18 protein-coding genes and 1 pseudogene are annotated in these 22,523 nt (G+C 64.8%); 7 read left to right on the top strand and 12 right to left on the bottom strand.

The features are described 5' to 3' along the window. Positions 1-367 precede the first annotated feature (367 nt). From FFS23_RS12825 to FFS23_RS12800, 7 genes and pseudogenes are all read right to left on the bottom strand, one after another. Entirely contained in the window at positions 368-2,098 is a 1,731-nt protein-coding gene (locus FFS23_RS12825; protein WP_171009478.1) for a patatin-like phospholipase family protein, read from the bottom strand. 92 nt (positions 2,099-2,190) lie between these two features. After that, the gene (locus tag FFS23_RS12820; protein ID WP_137898907.1) at positions 2,191-2,463 is read right to left on the bottom strand and encodes a hypothetical protein; all 273 of its coding nucleotides are present in this window, start codon (positions 2,461-2,463) and stop codon (positions 2,191-2,193) included. Positions 2,464-2,470: 7 nt separating this feature from the next. Continuing rightward, positions 2,471-5,159 (bottom strand): annotated as a pseudogene (locus tag FFS23_RS20660) (TrlF family AAA-like ATPase). 100 nt (positions 5,160-5,259) lie between these two features. Beyond that, positions 5,260-5,550, bottom strand: coding sequence for a DCL family protein (locus tag FFS23_RS12810; protein ID WP_137898906.1), 291 nt, complete (start codon positions 5,548-5,550; stop codon positions 5,260-5,262). 846 nt (positions 5,551-6,396) lie between these two features. Beyond that, positions 6,397-7,326 (bottom strand): helicase-related protein, encoded by a 930-nt coding sequence (locus FFS23_RS20310; RefSeq protein ID WP_212742970.1) that lies wholly within the window; start codon positions 7,324-7,326, stop codon positions 6,397-6,399. Beyond that, positions 7,293-8,186, bottom strand: coding sequence for a DEAD/DEAH box helicase (locus FFS23_RS20305; protein ID WP_212742969.1), 894 nt, complete (start codon positions 8,184-8,186; stop codon positions 7,293-7,295). Before FFS23_RS20305 ends, FFS23_RS20310 begins: the two co-directional genes overlap by 34 nt. Next, on the bottom strand, positions 8,183-9,172 hold the full coding sequence (locus tag FFS23_RS12800; protein WP_212742968.1) for a HamA C-terminal domain-containing protein: 990 nt from the start codon (positions 9,170-9,172) through the stop codon (positions 8,183-8,185). The genes FFS23_RS20305 and FFS23_RS12800 overlap by 4 nt, the downstream gene beginning before the upstream one ends. A gap of 525 nt (positions 9,173-9,697) precedes the next feature. Here FFS23_RS12800 and FFS23_RS12795 point away from each other — a divergent pair. Then, complete coding sequence (locus FFS23_RS12795; protein ID WP_137898905.1) at positions 9,698-9,994, top strand: hypothetical protein; 297 nt, start codon at positions 9,698-9,700, stop codon at positions 9,992-9,994. An 884-nt stretch (positions 9,995-10,878) separates the two neighbouring features. Here FFS23_RS12795 and FFS23_RS12790 read toward each other — a convergent pair. Together FFS23_RS12790 and FFS23_RS12785 are read right to left on the bottom strand one after the other, a co-directional pair. Beyond that, positions 10,879-11,325 carry a hypothetical protein gene (locus FFS23_RS12790; RefSeq protein ID WP_137898904.1) on the bottom strand — a complete coding sequence of 149 codons (447 nt, stop codon included), beginning with the start codon at positions 11,323-11,325 and terminating at the stop codon, positions 10,879-10,881. A gap of 74 nt (positions 11,326-11,399) precedes the next feature. Further along, positions 11,400-11,627, bottom strand: a complete 228-nt coding sequence (locus tag FFS23_RS12785) for a hypothetical protein (RefSeq protein ID WP_137898903.1) — start codon at positions 11,625-11,627, stop codon at positions 11,400-11,402. Between the two features lie 374 nt (positions 11,628-12,001). Here FFS23_RS12785 and FFS23_RS12780 point away from each other — a divergent pair, with 374 nt between their 5' ends. Then, a complete protein-coding gene (locus tag FFS23_RS12780) occupies positions 12,002-12,253 on the top strand; it encodes a hypothetical protein (RefSeq protein ID WP_137898902.1) in 252 nt (83 codons plus the stop codon). Between the two features lie 1,067 nt (positions 12,254-13,320). Here the strand turns inward: FFS23_RS12780 and FFS23_RS12775 are convergent. Beyond that, the gene (locus FFS23_RS12775) at positions 13,321-13,947 is read right to left on the bottom strand and encodes an SOS response-associated peptidase family protein (RefSeq protein ID WP_137898901.1); all 627 of its coding nucleotides are present in this window, start codon (positions 13,945-13,947) and stop codon (positions 13,321-13,323) included. Positions 13,948-13,959: 12 nt separating this feature from the next. Continuing rightward, positions 13,960-14,415, bottom strand: a complete 456-nt coding sequence (locus tag FFS23_RS12770; protein WP_137898900.1) for a hypothetical protein — start codon at positions 14,413-14,415, stop codon at positions 13,960-13,962. 58 nt (positions 14,416-14,473) lie between these two features. Between FFS23_RS12770 and FFS23_RS12765 the strand changes: the two genes are divergently transcribed. Genes FFS23_RS12765 through FFS23_RS12750 form a run of 4 tightly spaced genes read left to right on the top strand, consistent with a single transcriptional unit; the run spans position 14,474 to position 20,422 of the window. Continuing rightward, positions 14,474-15,175 (top strand): ImuA family protein, encoded by a 702-nt coding sequence (locus tag FFS23_RS12765; RefSeq protein ID WP_249340671.1) that lies wholly within the window; start codon positions 14,474-14,476, stop codon positions 15,173-15,175. Further along, positions 15,093-16,883, top strand: a complete 1,791-nt coding sequence (locus FFS23_RS12760) for a Y-family DNA polymerase (RefSeq protein WP_137898899.1) — start codon at positions 15,093-15,095, stop codon at positions 16,881-16,883. The genes FFS23_RS12765 and FFS23_RS12760 overlap by 83 nt, the downstream gene beginning before the upstream one ends. Next, positions 16,883-20,155 carry an error-prone DNA polymerase gene (locus FFS23_RS12755; protein WP_137898898.1) on the top strand — a complete coding sequence of 1,091 codons (3,273 nt, stop codon included), beginning with the start codon at positions 16,883-16,885 and terminating at the stop codon, positions 20,153-20,155. The genes FFS23_RS12760 and FFS23_RS12755 overlap by 1 nt, the downstream gene beginning before the upstream one ends. Before the next feature lie 3 nt (positions 20,156-20,158). Continuing rightward, entirely contained in the window at positions 20,159-20,422 is a 264-nt protein-coding gene (locus FFS23_RS12750) for a hypothetical protein (protein WP_137898897.1), read from the top strand. Between the two features lie 23 nt (positions 20,423-20,445). Here FFS23_RS12750 and FFS23_RS12745 read toward each other — a convergent pair whose 3' ends face one another. After that, complete coding sequence (locus tag FFS23_RS12745) at positions 20,446-21,522, bottom strand: aldo/keto reductase (RefSeq protein WP_137898896.1); 1,077 nt, start codon at positions 21,520-21,522, stop codon at positions 20,446-20,448. A gap of 94 nt (positions 21,523-21,616) precedes the next feature. Here FFS23_RS12745 and FFS23_RS12740 point away from each other — a divergent pair, with 94 nt between their 5' ends. Further along, a complete protein-coding gene (locus FFS23_RS12740; RefSeq protein ID WP_137898895.1) occupies positions 21,617-22,510 on the top strand; it encodes a LysR family transcriptional regulator in 894 nt (297 codons plus the stop codon). The last annotated feature ends 13 nt before the right edge of the window (positions 22,511-22,523 follow it).

The following is a 22,523-nucleotide window of genomic DNA, read 5'->3' as shown; positions in this document are numbered from 1 at the left end:
GGCTCCCGGGCCTCTTTCGCGAGCGACAGGGGAAGGCGACCGCGGCACGTGAAAGCTCCCGTTACGTGCCGGAGAACCTCATTCGGCGGGCGCGAAACTCCTCCGAGCGAAGTCGGATCTCGTCTCTTGATCCTGCGAAGAAGACCCTTGGGATTGCCTATGATCGCTCGACCGCCCCAGGCGCACGCCGCCGGTCGCCGCTACGACGTGCACGGGACCACCCTGCAAGGAAACCCGCAGATCACGCAGCTTGGCATCGATCCGACGCTTCCGTGCGGACAGGACGTTCTCCGCCTCCGCGCTCCGCCCCTGCTTCAGAGCCTGCCTCAGCTTGGCAGTCCTGACAGGATTTTTGCTCCCAGTCCGCTTAACCCGAACGGCCATTTGTAAATGCCTCCTCCGGCAAGAACGCTTCTAACACGGATTCGATCTCATCGACCAGTGTCTCCAGGACCTCGTCCTGTCCAGCCACCCCGAGCAGCTCGCTCGCGTCGACGGCAAGCACGAGACTGTCGCCACTGGCAGCGTGGGTGAAGGGAACACATAGTGACCATTGCGCCCGGGACCAGCTCAGCTTTCGCGCCCAACGATCCTGCGGTCGCTGGAGATACGCGCCCCAGTTGGGGTCGTTGCGATCGCTGTAGAGCGGCTCGTCAACCTGCCAAGTTTGCCCAGCGAGCGACGACGCGATCGGAAGACGCAGTCCTTCATCGCTATGGTCCCGGTAGCCGGCGCTATAGCCCTGGATCAGACCTGTCTCCGTCTCGCCATCCGCGAACAGCATCGCCGCCCGCAACAGCCCTCGAAAATGGGGAAGGCGTTCGAGCTGGCGCTGCTCGTCGACGACGGTCCTGCAGGTTCTCACGATCTGCTCGCAGATCTCCGTCATCTGCCGCGGCAGCTGGTCGATCGCGACGACCAACTCCGCCTCGCAGGCCTGACGGGCCTTTTCGACAACCTTGCTCGCCGTGGCGCGGTCCACGTCGAACTGAGTGACGCCGAGCGTCACCTGCAGGGTCACGGATCGGAGCCGCTCGACGTTCCGCTTGTTGAGGATGCCGGCACCGAACAAGCCGGTTTCCACCAGCGCTTTGATAACGTCGAAGCCATATGGCCCGGGATGCCGTCGGAACCTGCGGATCAGACGTCGCCAGCGGTCTGCCAGGCCGCGCCAGGGACCGGCGAGCGCCGCGCGCAAATGCGGTCGGAGCAGCGGTGCGAGCCAGGCCAACGGATTGGCTGGCGACGCCTCCTCCACCACCTCGATCACCGCCGTCCAAGCGTCCCGATCGATCGCGCGCTCCGCGTCGAATGCCCAGGCCGGTAGATTGGAGACCAGCCCGCCATCATAGTGGCGGCTGCCATTCACCCGCCACGGAGCGAAGATGCCGGGCAGGCAAACCGACGCTGCCACCGCATCCGCGACGGTGATGTCGGGCGTCGTCGCATAGGAGAAGGTGGCGAGACGCCGCGCCGTGAGGTCGGTCGCGACAATCTTCAGCGGCCTACATCCGGCGTCGTGCAGATGCCGGAAGGTGACCGGGGCCGGCGCGCGATCGTTCCGCAGCTTGAGCGAGAGCGCCTGGTTCATGGCGTCGCGGAACGACGTCAGGCGCGCCGCTCCCCGGATCAGCAGCCACGGCACGCCGAGCAGCACACCGCAATAGCCCGCGCTGAGTACCAGCGCGGCCGCGAAGCCGCCGATCCCGGACGCACGGACGGCAACGATCGACGCGACTACGCCTCCGGCGATCAGCCAGCGAGCCCATCTGCCGGTCCAGCGCGCCACCCTGATCGCAAACCAGCCGCGGTGCCCGAACAGCCGCTCGGGCCGCACCATCGGATCAAACGCCTCGAAGCCGTAGCTGTGACTGCGATCGCGATCGATGCGGTCGAGGATCGATCCATCGTCAGAGAACAGGTCCGACGATCGATAGCCCGCCGCTGCCAGCGACGCGATGATCGCGCCTGCCGACGTGCCGGCAAATCCGATCAGGTCGAACTCTGCCCCCTCAAGAGCTGCCAACGCCCCGATATGCGCGATCCCTTTTGCACCACCACCCTCGAAGATGCAGTAACAACGCTCCGTCTCCGACACTTGCTCTCCATCAATCCCCTGACGATGCCCTGCCAGGTCGACGCTCCCGCCGGAGCAATCCTGTCGTGCTACGGTTTGCCCCTAATGTCGCTTCATGCCAATCGCTGGCGTCCCTTCTGAGGACGCCAGTCTTCGCCGACGAATGCGCCGAAGCCGCGCAGCACCGATCGCGCACCGAACGAGATGTCCTGAAGACCGGCATCGGCGCTGAGCACACCGTTGAAGAAGGTTGCCATCGCTGCGACCTGCATGTCGACCACGTCGTTGACCCGGCGGGCAGATGGCCTCGACGTTCTACCCTCCCTGACCCAGATCATGTAGTAGAGCAGGCAGCAGAGCGAATAGCGGAACGCGAACAGACCCATTATGTCGTCAGCGCTGCGCGGAACCATAGACCTGGGCGCGACGATCGAAGGCTTCGCGTGATCCCTCCAAGATTGCGCACGCCAGCTCGCAGGTCGGCGGATGATCGATCGACCCGCGGCTGACCACCAAGGCCTTGTCGTTCGTCGCCTTGAGCGCCAATATGAGCTCGGCATCGCCAAGCACTGCGATATTGGCATTGTGCGTGACCACGATCACCTGCCGCCGCTCCTTGGCGGCCCGGATCACCGGGACGAGCGTCTTGTAGATGAACTCGCTGTCGAGATTGTCTTCGGGCTGGTCGACGATTAGTGGCGCCCGGCTCTCGCTCGTGAGCATGAGGGCGAGCAGCACTGATTGTTGCTGTCCGAGGGACAGTCGCTTAAAATCGCGCGGGACATAAAGTGGGGCCCGTCCGGCGACTTCGAGGCGCTTGGTCACGCTTAAGCGGGGCAGATCGTGGACTGCTACAGCCTCGAGTTGCGAGAGCAGTTCAGGCTCGGCGATCCGCTCGAAGAGGACATCGATCTCGCCCTTGGTAAAGATGGCCATGTTCGCGTCGTTGCGAAGCGCGAGTAGCGCCTTGGCGTCCTTTCGCCGGGCCTGATCGAGCAGGGCCGGCAGCGTCACCGTTTTAATAAGTGCGCGGGCTTTCAGTTGCTGGAGCGTTCGCCACCCCATAGCGTCGATCAGGAGACGCTCCGCCTCGGGCGCCAGCGCGTTGCTTTCGAACTTCAGCGAGACGAACAGGTCGGACAGGGTCGCCTTGAGCGCGGCGGATGACCGCGCCGCGAACGCGGTACGTATCTTCGACACCTCAGCCCGAGCCGCCCAGCGCTGTTGCAACAGGCCGACATAATCTCTGCGCAGCCCTTCCAACGCTGGAGTCCAGGTCTTGAGCATCCGCACATTTTCCCTTGCGCGCGCTTCGTCCGACACAAGCTTCTGAATGAAGGGCATGTCGAGCCGAATGCCATGTTTGAGAAGCTCCTGCTTCTTCGTCTCGATCTGCGCGGCGGTCTGCGCCTCCTTGCCCTTCCAGGCTGCGACCTGTGCGCGGACGCCCGCGACATATTCGGTGGTAAGCTTACGGAGCGCCTCGGTCGAACCAGACACCGACCCCTCATAGGTCGTCGTCGCCGTCGCAATCGCATTGGCCTCGGGCGCCCCCACCTCGATGACCTCCTCGATGATCGAGGTTTTGATCTCCGCTGTAATCTCGGTGATGCTTGTACTGCTCACCGCGCCGGTCAGCTTCGCCAGTGAGCGCTAGATTGCGAGGCGGGCGCGTTTTTCCCCCTCGAGCTGCTGCTGCAGCTTGATGATCTCTTCGCCCTTGTCGTCCTTCAGCCGCTTCAGCTGCGCGGTTTTCAACGTCAGTTCACGCTCGCGCTCGGGAATGCGCGCGACCCGAGCCGCCGCGTCGGCGACTTTGGGATGAAGCTCAACGAGCTGCTGGCGAACATCGTCCTCGCGCTCGATCGCTGCTTCGATCGTCATCAGCCGATCGAGAAACGTCAAAAGCGCGAGCGGGTCGTCCTGGACGCGCTTGCTGATCTCGTTGGTGGCGCCCTGCCGATAGCTTTCGATCGGGAAGCTCGTGGAGCCTGTGGCGGGGTCATCGAGGTTCTCGACAAAGCTGTCCTTACTCCGCGCGAGGGTGTGGGTCTGGCCTGTCTCATCCCGATAGAAGAGCGACAGCAGATCCGGCCACACGTCGCTGTCGATGACCGTCACGTCCTCCGCCGATCCGCCCCCGATCAGGCAGAGGCTCTCGAAGACAGTCGACTTGCCGCTCCCTCGCCCGCCAATGATGCAGGTCAGGTTCGGGCTGAACCGGATCGACGCGCCGTCGAGAAACGCACCCTGAAATTCGACCCCCTCGACGGTCGGTACGATGGCGGGCAGCTCTTCCTCTATCCGCACGCGCGTGTCAGCGGTGCGCATCGCCAGCCGCAGTCCATCGAAGCTCGGCGCCTCCATCTTGTATCGCGTGACCCGCTGATCGCGATTGGCGTTTCGCCCTACGGCGTTCAGCGTATGAATCGCTGTTGAGAACGCGAGCAAGGTGTTGGGACGAACCTAGGCCGAGCCGTTTGATCCTCTGCTCGGCCGCGGCGCGGCGATCGGCATCGCCGTCCTGATCGGTATACAGGATCGGGCAGTCGGCCCGCGTGACCTCAATCCCCTCGAGCGCTGGATGGCACAGGATGTCGAGCTTCGCTGGAGTGAAACGCGGCATGTTGCTCTCGAACGCGCCTGCGAGCTCGAGATGGGCGATTACCGCGAAGCCACCCTCACTTGCCAGCAGGTTCAGGCACTGATGCATCCCGTTTTGGCAACGGCATGTGTCGGTGCGGCGATCCGCAATGTCGAGCCGATTGAAAAAGCGCTCCATAGCATCATAGGTCGGCGCGTAGCAGAGTAGGTGACCCTCAGGGGTCGAGAGCTCGACGCCTGGAACGACGAAGACACCATGCTCGGCGCCAGCCGCCTGGGCGGCCGGAATATTCGCCACCTCGTTATGGTCAGCAAGGGAAATAATGGCGATGCCTTCATCGGCCGCAGCCTTGACAATCTTGGCGGGCGTGGCCGCGCTATCCTTGACGTCGTGAGACGCACCGTAGCTATGAATGTGCAGATCAGCGCGGAAGAAGCGTGCGCCGTTGCTTAAGATCGAAAAGGGTTCGTCTGCCAATGTTCATCTTCCCCGAGCATATCTGACTACGTTGGATGATAACCGACGAGCCGAGCCTCGTTCATGTCTAACAAATCAGTCGACTCTACCAAGAATATGGTCAGACACAGGCTTTATACGAAAATCGGACAGTAGAGCCGTCCAATCGGTTGACCCAAAAGCATTTGGTGGCGAAGTCGGCGGTACGCACGCTGAAATTCTTGATGCCTGCCCCGATCTTATCGTCGGCCTCCGGATGCAGCGCGAGCGCGGCGGTCAGGACGACGCCGTCGGCGGCACTGACCCGGTCGCCCGGGTCGTAGCGGTTGAGCATAGCTTTGAGGTGAGCTCGCGCGGCGGTCTGCGTCTCGAAGTGCAGATCGCCGTAGCTTACGGACTTCTTCACACCCATGCGGTCATACCTTTCATGTCGTTGTCTGATTGGAGGGTTCCACGCCGTCATCGAGGATCAGCCTTTCCCGAAGCTCCCGCACGATCACCACAGGCAGGTCCATGCCGTCGAGACCATCCGAGCGATCGGCCATCCACTTAAGCGCCTGCATCTGATCGAGGTCGTCGCGGGCGATCTTCTCGTAGAGCGCGACCGCGGTCATGCGCGACAGGCCCAACTCCATCAGCGAGATCAGCGTACGTGACGACACGCCGAACTCGAGCTGGGTGCCGATGTCCATGTCGTGGTCGATTAGGTCCTCGCGACCGATCTCGAGGTAGTGGAGATGGAGCACGTCCACGTATGCCGACAGGTACTTTGGCGCGCGGAAACGGGCGACCTGCTCGACCAGCGCCATCGTGTCCCGGATGAGGGCCGACAGCTGGTAGTCCTTACCGACATCCTCGTGCCACGCGATGTTGCGGCGGATAATCCTCGCGAGAGACTTGCCCCCCAGCCACTGCAGCACGATGATTGCATAAAGCGGCACCCTCTTGTCCGGGGTAAAAGCCGGAAACAGGCTCGCGTTGATCCTGCGCATGATCGTGATGAAGCGGTCCATGCAGTCGTCGCTGGCAACGTCCACCGGCGCGAGGTTCTCTGGTTCGCCCGGATAGCGTCTGAAGGTCTCCAGCAGGCGCTGCATGCCTATCGGGCTCACGCCCGAGTGCCTCGACGCGAGCGCTGGTTCGATCTCAATGGCGGTGGCGATTGTCTCGAGCACCCCGTCCAGCTTCGCTATGAACGCGGGATCGTGACGCTTGGCGAAGTCAGCCTGCGCGATTGATCCCAGCCGCATGAACGTCGTCAGCAGATACGCTCCCACTTGCTCGAATTCCTCCACGCCGTCGAGCTCGCCGGGACTGCCTTCCAGGCGCGCGGTAAGATAGTTGATGAGGCCATGTCCTGTGTCGAGGACGGCATCGCTCTCGCGGCGGATCGGGTAGCGGGCGCGCAGCGGCACACGCTCGGCCATGCCGTTACGTTCTCCGGATCGAGACAGACGATGTTGCCCTGGAACTCGTCGCCCCACCGCCCAGCCCTACCGGCCAGGTTCCAGAAGTCGTGGAGCTCCATCGGGTTGCCCTTGCCCTTCCGGGGACCGCGTACCACGATCGTCCTGCACGATAGGTTCACGCCTTCGACGAGTGTGGATGTGCACACTAGGAAGCGGATCCTGCCGGACCTGAAGAGGCGTTCGATCTCGAGCCGCAGCAGCGAGGGCATGTTCCCGAAATGGAAGGCCACGCCCTGCTCGACCAGCGGAGCCAGACGGAACTGCGGGTGGAGCCCCTTCCGCGCGAGGTCGGCCAGCGCGGCGAGCTCCGGATGGACGTCCCCGGGATCCGCCTCGGGCTGCAGCTGGCTGATGAAGTCGGCGATGTCCTCGGCCTCGGCGGCGCCGTTGGCGTAGACGAGGGTTCCGCCCCGCGCACCCGTTGCCGCGGCGGCGACAAACGCCAATCGTTTCGAGAAAGTCGCGGGGGTGCTCGGAAGCTGGAGAACGCCGACCTCGACCTCCGCGTCGCCACGCCTGACGGCGAGTGCGTAGCGCCGCGGCTTCCCCTTCTCTTGCCTGGCGAGGATCAGGTTCTGCAGAACCGTCGGCGCGTCGCTGTCGACGGCGACGGTCTGGACGTTGGGCGGCGCGTCCGCGAGCAGTTCGCCGGGGTTCTGCGTCGCTGGACTTATGAAGATCAGCTTCAGGCGCGGATTGAGCCGCGTGGCGCGCTCCACGGCGTCCGGAGGATGACGCCCCGCCCGTCGTCGCCGATCTTGTGGGCTTCGTCGACAATCATCAGATCGACCGAGAAGTCGCCGCCGAGGACGTTCGCGAGCAGGTGCATGCGCTCCTGCGTGAGCACCAGGATGAGGCGCGAGCCTCCAGAGCGGGCGGCGTCAAACTTCGTCCTGAGCGGCAGTGACGACACCACGATGCCGGGGCGGCCCTTGAGCATGGTTTCGAGGTTCGACTCGATCTCCGAGACGAGCGCTCGGGTCGGCGCGAGGTAGACGGCGATCGTTGAACCGCCTGTCCCCATCTGGTCGACGAGCCACTGCAGGACGAGGAAGGTCTTGCCCGACGCCGTGGGGGCGGAGGCGGAGAGCCATGCCGAAGTCGATGCTCCGGTCCAGAAACGCTGCTGGAACTCGTTTACCTCGATCCATCGTCCGGTGGTCTCTACCAGCACCGACCGGTCCATCTCCCGGCGCTGCGCCTCGATGCGCAACGACACGCCGAGACGTTCGTCCAACCTCCCGGCGACGAGCCCGCGATCGACCGCGAGGTCGACCGATCGGAAGTTCGAGAGTTTGCCGAGAAGCACGGCGCCTCCGTCCCGGACCTGCGCGTCCTCGACCATGGAGACGGCGGACACGGCGATCCGGAGGGCAGCCTCCTGATCGCCCCGCCGTTCCGACCTTGCGAGGATGCTGCCGGCGAGTATCAACCTCTGCCAGTCGAAGTCTTCGGGACCGGGACCGTCGTCTACGGCGAGGCCGCTGAATTCGGATCGCACCGTCATCCGGGTCAGTGCCGCGATCTCGTCTCCGACCCCTTCATCGAGCAGCCAGGCCTGCAGATCGGCCAGGCTCACTTGGAAAGGCCCATCACTTCGAGGAAGATTTCTCGAAAGCCTTGGGACGATGGCAGCGGCACGCAGAAGAACTCGATCTCCAAGGTCTCGAGCTTGTTCTTGACCACCCCTTCACCGACCTTGCTGACCCATTCGACGAGCGCCGTCTTCGCCGCCTCAGCGATCTCGTCGGCCAGCGCGGACGCCCCCTCCGCCGGATAGAACGGCACGCCAAATCCGACTTGCGCGACGCCGCAGTACCGCACTCGGTTGGACATCGGCGATGAGCGGTCGAAGTACTTCCTGAGCGCACTGGTCAGGCGCTCGTCGGTGAGATCGGCCTTGTCGCTGAGGAGCAGGAGGTCGCGTTCGCGTTCCGACCCTTCGTGGTCGGGTTCGATGAGGTACGGCGCCAGGGAGTCGAGGCACGAAGAGATCGCCGCCGCCGCGGTCGCGTAGACCTTCGACTCCCCCCAGTAGAGCTTGAGCACGCCTTCCGACGTGATTCCGGCGTACACGCCGTCGGCACCGTGGTAGTGCACGCGACTATCGGTCTTGAGGTCCATCTTGCAGAGGATTTGCGGGAGCTTGAGGAAGCGCTCTGCGAGGAGATACAGGAGCATCTCTCCGCCCTCACCGGTCGTGGCGAGGTCCGTGAACGACCGCTTCGCCCGCTCCACCAGCTCGGCGACTGCCTCGGTGCTGTTGAACCGCGCATCGCGTGCTTTTGCCTCTGCAATCTTGGAGCGCGGCAGGGCGTAGATGGCCGCAGCATTCCGCATAAATTCGGCCAGCCGTCTCAGCTGGACCCGCCCGTTTCCGTCGATCGCCAGACAATGGCAGTGCACCTTCACCGACTGTCCGGTCACGATCACATCCCGCTCGATCAAAGTAAGATGGACGTCGAGCGCCTCCGGATCTCCCGTCAACGCCGCTTCGAGATCGGTCGCAGTGATCGTCGACAGATCGCTTCCCCCAGATGTACAACCCTGTTTAAGGATGACCAACTCGTTGTCTCTACACGATTAGCATAGCTAGTAGGCTAAGCAAGGTGACGAGCTTCCGTCGCGGGTGCAAGCCAAGACGTCGACATGGGCAGTTAGGCTGTTGACGTAGGATGCTGGTGGGCCGAATTAGGTGATCAGCAGGATGCTCTTGTACGGTGAAACGCCCCAGTCATTCCGGCTCTGTCGCATCGATAGTTGCGCGGCACTCGCTTCCGGCCGGCCGAGCCTGCCTATGACGCCTTCCTCGGTGATACTGCCGCCTCATAATGCACTTCGATGCAGTCGTAAGGCGTCCACTCCATTTCTAGCAACGGCGGTCAGGCTGACGCAACTCGGCCTGAACGAACGTCGGCTTAGCAGTCTCGCCGGCCAAAAACGGACAGGCCGGTTTCCACCAATTCGCGACGTTTAGGCGCGAATAGTGCGCCAGCTTTTCCCCCAAAGCCGACTTGCGGCTTCGGGCCGCTAAGCGGACAGACGGCTTCCGCCCACTTGCGGACGTCCCCACGCTCAGGAGGTAATCGGATGATTTCCGCGCTTCGTATATCGCTCGCGATTACCTTTGTGCCGATCAGTATGCTTGCGGCCTTCTTCGTCTGCTATGCAGCGCTCAATCCGTCATACTGGGTCGCAAATGTCCCTCCAGCAGGGAAGTCGTTCCAAGTGGGAGCCATGATCATCGCAACCGCGACAGGCTTTTTGATTTGGCGAAGAACGCGCTTGGAGCGCCATCCATGGTTCGCCGCCTCGCTGCTGGCTTTCGGCTTGATAGTCATCGCCTACGCAGTGACCGCGATCTTTGAAGGATTGGGACGCTTCTAAGGGCCAGCGCAAAGCCGCGAGCCGTCGTTCCGCTAACCACCACAATCGGATAGAGAAGCGACGGATACACCCTCCGGCGAGTCGACGGAAATTGCTCGATTCGTTGATGACGATACCCGACTTTTGTACCGGCGATACCCGCGCCCGTTACCTGGCGATCGCGAAAGCGAATGGGTCGCCGTAACAAAACGTAGACCTTAGAAAAGGCGCGAGCGTAAGGGCGAACCCTCCCGTCTGGCCCGATCGAAATTGAAACGAATATTTATTTTAGCGCCGAATTGGGGAACACCGTTGATTAAAGGAGGCACAATTCGAAATCTGGGGGCAGCGAGAATTAATCCCTGTCCATATTTTGTGCCCGGCGTGTTGTAATACTCTTCGCAATTTACAACACGATCAGGTTTAGCCGTCTCACAAATTATTACCGCGGAACCCGGCTTCTGAGAATCGATATGTGCTTTCCTCATAGCGTGATGCGCCGGCCCCTCAGCCGGCAATCGTTTCCATTTTGCTTGCACTACAACGTCGCTACTTTGCACGATGACAGGCGTCGGACTGGAGATCTCTTGAGAACCCGCAGCCAGTCCGACGAGCTCAGCGCAAAGCACGCCTAGCCAAACGTAATACACCTGCCGCCTCTCCCACGCGATCAAGCCTCCGCTGAGATAACATCAAATCTTTGTGAGCGGCCAGACTGTGCTCACGCCGCGAGCGGATAACAAACGGCGGAGGAGCCCTCCGCCGCGGCCGGGCCAATCTGCCTGGCCCGCCGCTGCCGATACCCAGCTCCCGCGGTGACGGTATTCGCGTCCGCTATCGAGCCAGAAGCGGTCATTCCGCTTTCGCCCAGAAGCGGCCTTTCCGCTTCCGCCCATTAGCAAACATTAACCCCAAAGCCGCCCGCATAGAAATATGGCAAGCCCCCTTGCATGCTGTCCCCAGTGGAAGTGATGAAGCCGAAAAGCGAAGTGAGCGTCATCAATGCTCACATGCTCTGCAAACCAAAGCACTTCGCGCATAGAGTGCGTAAGGTCGGCTAAATCATCGATGGCGTCCGCCGTCATGAGCGCGGCATCGAGTGATTTGGTCGGGTCCGCTACGGGATAATACCCGTATGCCGGGAAGCGTTCGGCCACTTCCTTGTAGAGCGAGGGGCAGTCCTGCCGCGGCGCATCAATCTCGGCGTCTGTTACATCGCCGTGTGGAGTCTCATGGTAGGCGGCGACTAGTCGATCCAACGCGCTGAGCAATGCTTCATCTTTCGGAGGTTTGTCAGCCCAGACAGTCGCCAGAAAATACTCGGCGGCAGCGATAGTTTGCGAACGGTCCATCCGAGCAACGTCGCACGTAGACGCAGTCTTCTCAACGTCCGCTTCCACTATAGCGGCCGTTCCGCTTACGCTCATTAGCGGACCTTCAGGCGCTCACCGTCCAACTCAAGCAGCGCTTCAACGTCGTTATGCCGCATGTGGTGCAAGGCCATTCTTCGACAACGCATATCCGTGTTGATCTGCTGATCTACCCACCGCCGCCATCGTGGGTCGGCGAGCGCGATCCGCTCGGCCGCGAGGATTGAAATGTTATGCTCGGCACGCAGCTCTTTGATGAGCAGTATCCATCGGTTCCGGTCCATTGAAACAGCTTAGAGGCGGATACCCAGTTGCCAACAGGATCAGACAATTCGCTCCGCCCAAATGCAGACATCAAGCGGCGGAGGAGCCCTCCGCCGCGGCCGGGCCAATCTGCCTGGCCCGCCGCTGCCGATACCCAGTTCCCGCGGTGACAGTACCCGCGTCCGCTATCGACCCAGGAGCGGTCATTCCGCTTTCGCCTAATAGCGGACATTGCCCCCTCGCCTGCTAGGCTGGGGCCGGTTTGCTCGAGGGGGCGCGGAGCGAGTGAATGGAACACGCCGTAAACGTACATTCCTGAAGGCTCGCGTCTGAGGGCGGAGCATCCGCTAATGCCCCAATTGCAGACATTCAACATGTCGGTCACATTGCGCGAATGACGGTCGCCCGAGCCTTTCTGGTCGAAGCCCTTGAACGGATCGCTGATGGCGGGGATGTCGCCGAATCTGAACTCGACACCGCGGTGCCTGATCCATTCGCGCTCGATCCAGCGGAGAAGACCGCATGGGAAGAATTGAGCCATTGGGCCGATGACGAGGACATACGTGAACGGGATGAACGCTACGCCGCTTCCAAGCGCGAGCGCATGCGCGATCACGTCGCCGCTCTCCGATCGCATGGCCGCTGACGCCCACGAACGAACGGACCGCTTACGTCTACGGCGTCCGGATAAGCTCAATCGATCAGAGGCTCTGCCACCCCAGCCAGATCAACAGCCCGCGGGCTAGGGGTAGAACGACCGAATATATCAGCAGCGTTGCAACGAGCGCGAGGACGCATGTTGCGGCGATTTCACGGTTGCTCATCGCGCCAGTATGACAGCGAGCGGGCGATCAGCAATGCAGGCTTCTAATCAGAAGCGGAAATTCCGCTTACGCCCAATAGCAGACGTATCCCGGCGATTGAGAGGAGCACCGTGAAAGGCTAGCTGCGTGCACGATGAAGCGAAGCGCTCTTTTATGGCTTATTGCGATGCTGGCGTTCTGGGGGTGGATGTTCGCCTCGAACTTTCGCTAAACCACTGTGGCGCTTCTTTTCTCGATTATCGTCGGTGTCGTTGTCACAATCGGGCTGCTTGGCTTCGGCATCGTCCGAGCGATGCTAGGTCGGTAGACCAGTGCTCCATTAATCGCTTCGAGGCGACGTCGAACGAGCGTCCGCTTTCCACCAATTTTGGCCATTCCGCTTCCGCCCATTCCTAGACATCCAGTATTCACTACTGCTTGCCTGATAGCCGACATTCGTTCAGCCTGAGCTGATGGACCCCCAGGGCAATATGCTTCGGAATATTTACCTAACCATGTCGTTGGTATGGCTGATGTTCGCAGCATTAGTGTGGCTCGGAAACGGTTTCGGCGGGCTGGAAGCGGTTACAAAACCCGATAATTTCTTAGCGAGGTTGTTCGTCGGCGGATTGGTAGATTTACCGATCCTCGTCCTGCTCCTTTGGATTGCTGATACGGTAAGGCGAAGAACACGGCGTTGATGCAGGTGTACTAAACGCCATCTGCCTCCCTTAAGCGGACAGGCCACTCTCCACCAGATCGGGTCGTTCGTGAGCGGCAGAGTGGTCTCAAAAATTATACGAGCCGCAGAGCCTTCAGTGCGGCACGCCCAAAAGACCGGAGTTGGTGCTCGCCTAACCGGGATCAAAATAGCGGTTGCCGTCGATAAGGTCGCCGGGCAGACCATAGATTAAGCTATTCGCATCAGTTGCGATGGATAGGCGGTGAGCATGGTCAACGCCTCCTCGACCGGTGCGGTCAGCCAGCGTTCCTGATCCTCGGCGAGCAGGATCACCGGCATCGCCTTGGGGTGTTTCGGCGCGACGAGCGGATTGGGCTCGGTGGTGCAGAAGGCATAGACGCGGTCGTGGTCGGCATCGACTTTCCACAAGCCGGCGAAGCACGGCACCGGCTGGTCCTCGACGGTGAACCACCAATTGGTGTCGCCCGGCCCCTGCCGGTCGGAGACAGCCTTGGGTTCGGCGAAGCGGGTGAAGGGCACGAGGCAGCGATGCTCGGTCCGCAGCAGCCAGGGCTTCCACAAATTGTTGTGCAGATTGCGGGCGTTGGTCCACCAGTCGTAGAGGAACGGCAGTTCCCCCTCGCGCGCGGCACGCTTGCGGGGTTTCCGCGTCGGGAAGCCCCAGCGCATCGTGCTCAGCACCCGCCGGCCCTCTTCGTAGCGCACGACATAGCCGGGCTTGCCGGGGGCGGCATAGTCCTTCTCTATCCCGAGCACGTTGGCCGCGTCGTCGACCGCGGCAAGCGCATCGAAATAGCCGCGCGGATCGACCTTCAAGTTATAGAGATTGCACATCTTCGTCTTCGATCACGAGCGATGGCGCGAGACAAGCTTCTTCCACGTCGCCTCGTCCGGATACGGCAGCGGCGCGCCGGTCGGCGATTCGCGGCCGACCGTGACGCGCGGTCGCGCCGTTGCTTTCTGCGCACGGCAGCAGGCGCAGCACAGGCGGGCTGCCACGGCGGGCAGGCCATCGTCCCAGCCACGGCGGTTGAACATCCACCACAGGCATACCGCATCCAGCACCCGGACATGACCGCAGCGCGGGCAGGTCAGGCGCAACGTCCGCTTGTACAGCGCGCATTGCTCGAGCGTGCGCAGGCGGCGGCCGACATGGTCGTAGTCCGCGCGCGCTGCCGCCGTCTGAGCTGCGGACCCGGCAGCATCGATCCCGTTTCGGTTCAGCGAATCTCTCCCGTAACGCCTTGACCCTTCGTCAACAATTCTGGAACATATAGCGAACAGATGAGTCGCAACAGCCATGTTAGCTAACCCCCAACCCGATGAGGCCCTGGCCCGCTTACGCGAGGAGCTGGGTGCCGTGCGTGGGCCGAAGCTGGCGGTTTTGCCCTTCGACATCGATGCGATCGACAGGCGACTCGTCGAGGGCGGACTCGTGCTGGGCGGCCTGCACGAGGTGTCGCCGGCGACGCCGACGCTCACCGACGATGCCGCGGCGACGCTGTTTTCGGTCGGCATCGCCGCACGCGCTGCGGCGCGGTCCGGCAAGCGCGTGCTCTGGGCGCTGACCCGCTTCGACCTCTATGCCCCCGGTCTGGAGCAGGCCGGGCTCGACCCGGCGACGCTGCTGTTCGTCGAGGCACGTGACGACAAACACGTGCTCGCCGTCATGGAGGATGGCCTGCGCCACGGCGGCCTCGCCGCGGTCGTCGGCGAGGTGAAGCGGGCCGACATGGTCGCGACACGGCGGCTGCAGCTTGCTGCGATGAGCGGCCACGCCCCGGCGCTGCTCGCGCGCCGCTGGCGCAAGGCGGGCGTCGAGCCCCTGTCCGACCTGTCCGCGGCGATGACGCGCTGGCGGATCGCCTGCGCGCCCTCCGAGCGGCTGCCGGCACCCGGCGTCGGCCGGGCGCGCTGGACCGTCGACCTCGCGCGCCAGCGCGGCGGTCCTCCCTTCACCCTGCAACTGGAGGCATGCGATGACACGGGTCGCCTCGCTCTACCTGCCGCACCTCGCCATCGAGCGACTGCGCCGGCTCGAGCGACCGCGCGCGCTGCCTGAACCGCAGCCTGCGCCATTGCTGCCGATCGACGACGACCCTGGTGCCTGTTCGGTGCCGCGGGGCGGCGGCTGGCGCCCGGGCGCACGCTGGGCGCGCGACGACGGCGCACGTGCAGCGATCGAAGATCAGACTGCGGCGCTGCCGCGCCACCAGCAGCCGACGATGCGCGAACTCGGTCGGCGCTCCGAGGCGGCGGATCATCCGTTCAAGCGACCGGTGCCGGCAGGCGGCACGCGCAGCCCCTTGCCGGTGGCCGTGCCGGTCGCGCACGCGGTGCCGCTGGTCCTCGCGGAGCAGGCCGGTCAACGCCACGTCATCACCGCCGCCTGTCCCGTCGCGCTTTCACTCGGCCTGATACCCGGCATGGCGGTAACGCAGGCGCGCGCGCTGGTGGCAGAGCTCGACGTGCGTGCTGCCGATCCGGCCGCCGATCGCGCGGTGCTCGACAGCCTTGCGCTGCACGCGGTGCGGCATTGGACGCCCACCGCCGCGGCGAGTGGCGCGGACGGGCTGTGGATCGAGCTGACCGGTACGGCGCACCTTCATGGCGGCGAGGCGCGCTTCTGCCGGCGGCTGGTCCGCTTCTGCCGGCGCTTCGGCTATACTGCACGCGTTGCGGTGGCGGGAACGCCGGGCGCCGCGCACGCGCTCGCACGGTTCGGGCGTGACGCGATCAGTGCCATCCCGAACGGCGGCGAGGCGCAGGCACTCGCCGGCCTGCCGCCCGCCGCACTGCGGCTGACGCCCGAGGCGCTGACCGCCGCGGCGCGTTTCGGACTCGACCGGATCGCCGATCTGCTGCCGCTGCCGCGCGGCCCCCTCGCGCGCCGGCTGGGGCTCGCCAGCGTGCGCCGTCTCGACGAGGCGCTCGGCCGGGTGGCGGAACCGATCGTGCCGGTCGTCCCGGAGGAGACGCCGCTGGCCCGCCGCCGCCTGCTCGAGCCGATCGGCACCGCCGAGGCGATCGAACACGTCATCCGCGATCTTCTCGCCGATATGATCGGGCTGCTGCAGGAGCGCGGCGCCGGCGCCCGCACGTTGCTGCTCGTCATCGAGCGGATCGACGGCAGCGAGCAGCGGCTCGTTATCGGTACGTCGCGACCGACGCGCGACGCGGGCCATCTCGCCCGTCTCTTCCACCTCAGAATCGAGACAATCGATCCGGGTGACGGGATCGAGACGATGCGGCTCGCCGCCACCCGTACCGATCCGCTCGGCGCGACCGCGCTCGCCGCCAGCCTCGCCGGCGACGATGCGCCGCCGGATGTCGCGACGCTTGTCGATCAGATCGCCGGCCGCGTGGGGGATGCGGCTCTGTTTACCGCAGCGCCGGTAGAGAGCGACGTGCCCGAGCGCGCCGTCCGTCGCACCGCGCCGCTCGCCGCCCCGACCGGCTGGCCCGCGTGGCGGCGGCCGGTGCGGCTCCTCAACCGGCCCGAACCCCTGGTCGGCGTGCTGGCGCTGCTGCCCGACGCACCGCCCCGGCGCTTCACATGGCGTGGCCAAGTCCATGCCGTCGTCGCCGGCGACGGCCCCGAGCGCATCCACGGCGAATGGTGGCGGCGCGACGGCGAGCTATGGGCGGTGCGCGACTATTTCCGCGTCGAGGACGATACCGGCGCACGCTTCTGGCTGTTCCGCCGCGGCGACGGTGTCGATGGCGCGACCGGCGACCTCAGCTGGTATCTGCACGGGCTGTTCGGCTGATGGCGACGCAGACGACCTATGTCGAACTCCAGGTTACCAGCCATTTCTCGTTCCTGCGTGGTGCCTCCAGCCCGGACGAACTATTCGCGGCCGCGGCGCTGCTCGGTCATGCCGCGCTCGGACTGACCGATCTCGGCAGCGTCGCCGGGCTGGTCCGTGGCTGGGAGGCGCAGAAAGCGACCGGCGTGCGGATGATCGCGGGCGCGCGGGTGCGGCTCGACGACGGGCGCATGCTGCTGCTCTACCCGACCGACAAGCCCGCCTGGTCGCGCCTCACCCGTCTGCTCACGCTCGGCAAGTCGCGCGCCGGCAAGGGCGGCTGCGCGCTGGCGTGGGAGGATGTCGTCACCTGGAACGCGGGGCTGATCGCCATCCTGCTTCCCGATCTGCCCGGTGACGCCACCCGCAGCGATCTCGGCGATCTGCACGAGGTGTTCGGGGACCGCGGCTATTGTGCGCTCACCTTCCGGCGACGGCCCGACGATGCGATGCGCCTCCACGACCTCGCCCGGCAGGCGGCCGACGCACGGGTCGCAACCGTCGCGGTCGGCGACATCCTCTATCATGCGCCCGACGCGCGGCTGCTGCAGGACGTCGTCACTGCGATCCGCGAGAAATGCACCGTCGACACGCTGGGTTACCGCCGCGAACGCCACGCCGACCGGCACCTCAAATCCCCGGAAGAGATGGAGCGTCGCTTCGTAGCCTTCCCCGACGCCATCCGCGCCACCGCCGAGATCGCGCGCCGCTGCACGTTCGACCTCGGCGAGCTGAGCTACCAATATCCCGACGAGCGCGTCGTCGACGGGCTGACCGCGCAAGAGGCGCTCGAACAGCTCACCGAGGCCGCCGTCGAGCGCCGGTTCCCCGACGGCGTGCCCGCCCAATACCGGACACAGATCGATCACGAACTGCGGCTGATCGCCGAACTCGCCTATGCGCCCTACTTCCTGACCGTGAACAGCATCGTCGCGGAGAGTCGGCGCCGCGGCATCCTGTGCCAGGGCCGCGGCTCCGCGGCAAACAGCTGCGTCTGCTTCATGCTCGGCATCACCTCGATCGACCCGATCAAGCACGAGCTGTTGTTCGAACGCTTCATCTCGGGCGAACGCCGCGAGCCGCCCGACATCGACGTCGACTTCGAGCATGAGCGCCGCGAGGAGATCATCCAGTGGATCTATGAGACCTATGGCCGCACCCATGCCGCACTGACCGCGGTCGTCACCCGTTATCGTGCCCGCGGCGCGGTGCGCGAGGTCGGCAAGGCGCTGGGCCTGCCCGAGGATCTCACCAAGGCGCTCGCCGGGCTGGTGTGGGGCTGGAGCCAGGAAGGCGTCGGCGAGAAACAGGTCCAGCAGCTCAACCTCAACATGGAGGATCGCCGGCTCAGGCTGGCGCTCGATCTCGCCCGCAAGCTGATCGGCACGCCGCGCCATTTGTCGCAGCATCCCGGCGGTTTCGTGCTGACGCACGACCGGCTCGACGATCTCGTGCCCATCGAACCCGCCGCGATGGTCGACCGGCAGGTTATCGAATGGGACAAGGACGACATCGACGCGCTGAAGTTCATGAAGGTCGACGTGCTCGGCCTCGGCATGCTCGGCTGCATGAACCGCGCCTTCGTTATGCTGGAGGAAGCCAAGGGCATCCGCGTCGGCATGGCCGACCTGCAGGACGACGATCCCGACGTCTATGCGATGATCCAGAAGGCCGACACGCTCGGCACCTTCCAGATCGAGTCCCGCGCGCAGATGAGCATGTTGCCGCGGATGAAGCCGGCGCGTTTCTACGATCTCGTCATCGAGGTGGCGATCGTCCGGCCGGGGCCGATCCAGGGCGACATGGTCCACCCCTATTTGCGTCGCCGCGAAGGGCGCGAGAAGCCGGACTATCCGCGGCCCGAGCTGCGTGCAGTGCTCGAGAAGACGCTCGGCGTACCGCTATTCCAGGAACAGGCGATGAAGGTCGCGATCGTCGGGGCGGGCTTCACCCCGGCCGAGGCGGATCAGCTCCGCCGTGCGATGGCGACGTTCAAGTTCACCGGCGGGGTCAGCCACTTCTTCGACAAGCTGGTCGGCGGGATGGTCGAGCGCGGTTACCCCCGCGACTTTGCCGAACGCACGTTCAAGCAGATCGAGGGGTTCGGCAGCTATGGCTTCCCCGAGAGCCACGCCGCCAGCTTCGCCAAGATCGCCTATGCGAGCTGCTGGATGAAGCACCATCATCCAGACGTGTTCTGCGCCGCGCTGCTCAATGCGCAGCCGATGGGGTTCTATGCGCCGGCACAGGTTGTCCGCGATGCCCGCGAGCACGGCGTCGAGGTTCTGCCGGCCTGCATCAACGCCAGCCGTTGGGACTGCACGTTGGAGCCGGGCCGTGGCCGCTATCTCGCCGTGCGCCTTGGGCTACGGCAGGTCCGCGGCCTCGCCAACGCACATGGCGCGGCGATCGTCACCGCACGTGGGCAGATGCCGTTCGGCTCGGTCGAGGAGGTCTGGCGCCGTGCCGGCGTTCCGCGTACCGCCATCGAGCGGCTGGCCGAGGCGGACGCCTTTCATGCGCTGGGCGAAAACCGGCGGCAGGGCCTGTGGAAGGTGAAGGGACTTGGGGACGCGCCCTTGCCCCTGTTCGCCGCCGCAGACGCGCGAGAGTCGCTGTTCAGCCCGGAAGGGCTTGAGCCGGACGTCAGCCTGCGGCCCCTGTCCGATGGCCGCGAGGTCGTCGAGGATTACCGCGCGCTTCAGTTGTCGCTGCGCGCGCACCCGCTGGCGTTCCTGCGGCAGGATCTGACCCGGCGTGGCATCACGCGCTGCGCCGATCTTGCGAACATCAAGGATGGCCGACACGTCGAGGTGGCCGGGATCATCCTCGTCCGCCAGAAGCCGGGATCGGCCAAGGGCGTGCTGTTCATCACCATCGAGGATGAGACGGGAATCGCCAACGGCATCCTGTGGCCCGATCGGTTCGAGGCGCAGCGCCGCACCGTGATGTCGGCGGCGATGATCGGGATGAAGGGGCGCGTGCAGAAGGAGGGACAGGTGATCCACGTCATCTGCGACCGGATCATCGACCATGGACCGCTGCTCGCACAGGTGGGACAGATGGATTTCCCGCATGCGACCGGGCGTGGTGACGGCGCGCGGCATGCGGGCTCGCCGGACCGCGGCGATGCCGGCTGGAAGCCCGGCCCACGCGACAGCTATTGGCCGCCGCATAGCACGGGCATGGATCCGGAGGACGTGGTGCGGGTGAAGTCGCGCGACTTCCACTGATCGGTGTCGCGCCATCAGCGGATCATCATCGACCTGTCGCTTCATATCCTCCGCGCCGCTGCCGCGCGGTCGGACAAAGGGAAAGTCGACACGATCGAGGTGCGGCTCGCGCTGCGCTGCCTCGTCACGCATTGCCCGGAACGCTGGCCACTCGACATGTTCTGGAATTCGGCCGGAACGGATCACGATATCGGCAGAGCACAAGGGTGTACGGCGGCGCTCAACGGCATCGTGCGGCAGATCGAAGGCGCGGCTCACACGAATTGACCCACAACCAGACATTGACGCCCCTACTCGCCCCAGCCACGAACATCGCGATTTCCAAATACCATGCGCCGGATGGCGAGCGACGCCAGCCCGGCGCTGAAGCCGGGCGGAGGAGCGCTTACCTCATCCAAGCGGGCCATCCGTTCGTGGTCGAGCGTCAGCGAGGCAGCGGCCAAGTTGCCGGTCAGTTGCTCGACGGTCCGCGCGCCGATCAGTGGCGCGGTGACGCCCGGCTTCGCCATTGTCCAGGCAAGCGCCACCTGCGCGGGGGTGCAGCCGACCTCCACCGCGATCGTCTTCACGACGTCGAGCACGTCCCAGTTGCGATCGGCGAACTTGCTGTCGCCGAACGGATTGGCACCGCTGAGCCTGCCCGTGCCGGCGGTGTCGCCGCGGCGGTACTTGCCCGACAGGAAACCGCCGGCGAGCGGGCTCCACGGCTGCACGCCCATGCCTGCATCCCGCGCTGCCGGAACGTGCTCGGCCTCGACATCGCGTGCGACCAGCGAATATTCGACCTGCATCGCGATCGGGCCGGGGATGCCGCGCGCCGCGGCGATCGTCGCCGCCTTCATCGCCAGCCAGGCCGGCATGTCCGAAAAGGCGTAGTAGCGGATCTTGCCGGCACGCACGAGCGCGCCGAGCGTCTCGACCAGTTCCTCGGCCGGCGTCACGCCGTCCCAGATGTGCATCCAGTAAAGATCGATATAGTCGGTACCGAGCCGCCGCAGCGACGCGTCGAGCGCACGGTGGATGTTCTTGGCACCCGCGCCGCCCGCATTGGGATTGCCGCCGCCGGCCTGCGTCGCCGTCAAAGGGCTGGCCGCGCCGTTGAAGCCGAACTTCGTCGCCAGTACCAGTTCGTCGCGTGCGCCGGTCTCCTTGATGAAGCGGCCGACCAGCGCTTCGCTCCCCCCGCCCGAGTAGATGTCGGCGGTGTCGATGAAATTGCCGCCGGCGTCGCGATAGGCGTCGAAGACGGCACGCGCGGTGGCGTCGTCCGCGTTCCACGCGCCAGGGCCGAAGGTCATCGTGCCGAGGGCCAGCGGACTGACGACGAGGCCGGAGCGGCCAAGCGTGCGATAATGGGTCAGGCTCAAGATGATGCTCCTTGCTTGAGCACCGCAAATGGCACCTCGATGCCACCCGGATTAGGCGTTGCCGCCGGCAAGGGCTTGTGAGCATGATGCAGCAATGCGACGCGGCGACCTCGATGATCTGGCAGCGTTCGCGACCGTCGCGCGCACGCGCAGCTTCACGCGCGCAGGCGCCGAGCTCGGGCTCTCGCCGTCAGCGCTGAGCCATGCGATGAAGGCATTGGAACTGCGGCTCGGCGTGCGCCTGCTGGCCCGGACGACACGCTCGGTCGCGCCGACGTCAGCCGGCGAGCAACTGCTCCGCTCGCTTGATCCCGCGCTGACCGAGGTTGCCCGCGGGCTTTCACGGCTGGCCGACTGGCGCGACACGCCGGCGGGCGCGGTCCGGCTGGCGACGTTCGGATGGGCCGCGCGCACGATCCTGGCGCCGCGCCTGCCCGCCTTCCTGCTCGACCATCCCGATATATCGGTCGAGGTGATCGTCGAGGATCGCCTGATCGACCTCGTCGCGGGCGGCTTCGACGCCGGGATCCGCCTCGCGCAGGCCGTGGAGGGCGACATGATCGCCGTGCCCGTCGGCCCCGACCTGCGCACGGTCGTGGTCGGCACGCCAGGCTATTTCGCGCGGCACGATCCGCCCGCGACCCCCGCCGCTCTCGAGCGCCACATCTGCGTCAACTACAGGCAGCTCGGCGGCGGCGGGCTTCTCCCGTGGGAGTTCGAGAAGGACGGACGCGACATCAAGGTCCGCGTTGCCGGGCAATTGATCGTCAACGACGAAGCGCTTTCTGCGGCAGCGGTGCGGGCGGGAGCGGGATTGGGCTACATGATGGAGGAGGACGTGGCGGACGAGATCCGGGACGGGCGTCTGGTCCAAGTCCTCGGCCCATGGTGTCCGGCCTATCCCGGCTGCAGGCTCTACTACCCGGATCGTCGGGTCAGTCCGGCGATGCGAGCGCTGGTCGATGCGCTTCGTTGGCAACCGAACTGAACCTTCGCTGGAG

This window comes from Sphingomonas sp. 2SG, from assembly GCF_005503285.1.
Taxonomy (GTDB): Bacteria; Pseudomonadota; Alphaproteobacteria; order Sphingomonadales; family Sphingomonadaceae; genus Sphingomonas; species Sphingomonas taxi.
Note: the sequence above shows the minus strand (reverse complement) of the source record. Positions and strands in the feature narration are given on the sequence as shown.

Bases quoted from the DNA above. Each gene is read 5' to 3' on its own strand.
- FFS23_RS12785 (WP_137898903.1), bottom strand. From the start codon at position 11,627: ATGGACCGGAACCGATGGATACTGCTCATCAAAGAGCTGCGTGCCGAG.
- FFS23_RS12770 (WP_137898900.1), bottom strand. From the start codon at position 14,415: ATGGCTGTTGCGACTCATCTGTTCGCTATATGTTCCAGAATTGTTGAC.
- FFS23_RS12810 (WP_137898906.1), bottom strand. From the start codon at position 5,550: ATGGGTGTGAAGAAGTCCGTAAGCTACGGCGATCTGCACTTCGAGACG.
- FFS23_RS12775 (WP_137898901.1), bottom strand. From the start codon at position 13,947: ATGTGCAATCTCTATAACTTGAAGGTCGATCCGCGCGGCTATTTCGAT.
- FFS23_RS12820 (WP_137898907.1), bottom strand. From the start codon at position 2,463: ATGGGTCTGTTCGCGTTCCGCTATTCGCTCTGCTGCCTGCTCTACTAC.
- FFS23_RS12740 (WP_137898895.1), top strand. From the start codon at position 21,617: ATGCGACGCGGCGACCTCGATGATCTGGCAGCGTTCGCGACCGTCGCG.
- FFS23_RS12755 (WP_137898898.1), top strand. From the start codon at position 16,883: ATGGCGACGCAGACGACCTATGTCGAACTCCAGGTTACCAGCCATTTC.
- FFS23_RS12780 (WP_137898902.1), top strand. From the start codon at position 12,002: ATGACGGTCGCCCGAGCCTTTCTGGTCGAAGCCCTTGAACGGATCGCT.
- FFS23_RS12790 (WP_137898904.1), bottom strand. From the start codon at position 11,325: ATGGACCGTTCGCAAACTATCGCTGCCGCCGAGTATTTTCTGGCGACT.
- FFS23_RS12760 (WP_137898899.1), top strand. From the start codon at position 15,093: ATGACACGGGTCGCCTCGCTCTACCTGCCGCACCTCGCCATCGAGCGA.
- FFS23_RS12795 (WP_137898905.1), top strand. From the start codon at position 9,698: ATGATTTCCGCGCTTCGTATATCGCTCGCGATTACCTTTGTGCCGATC.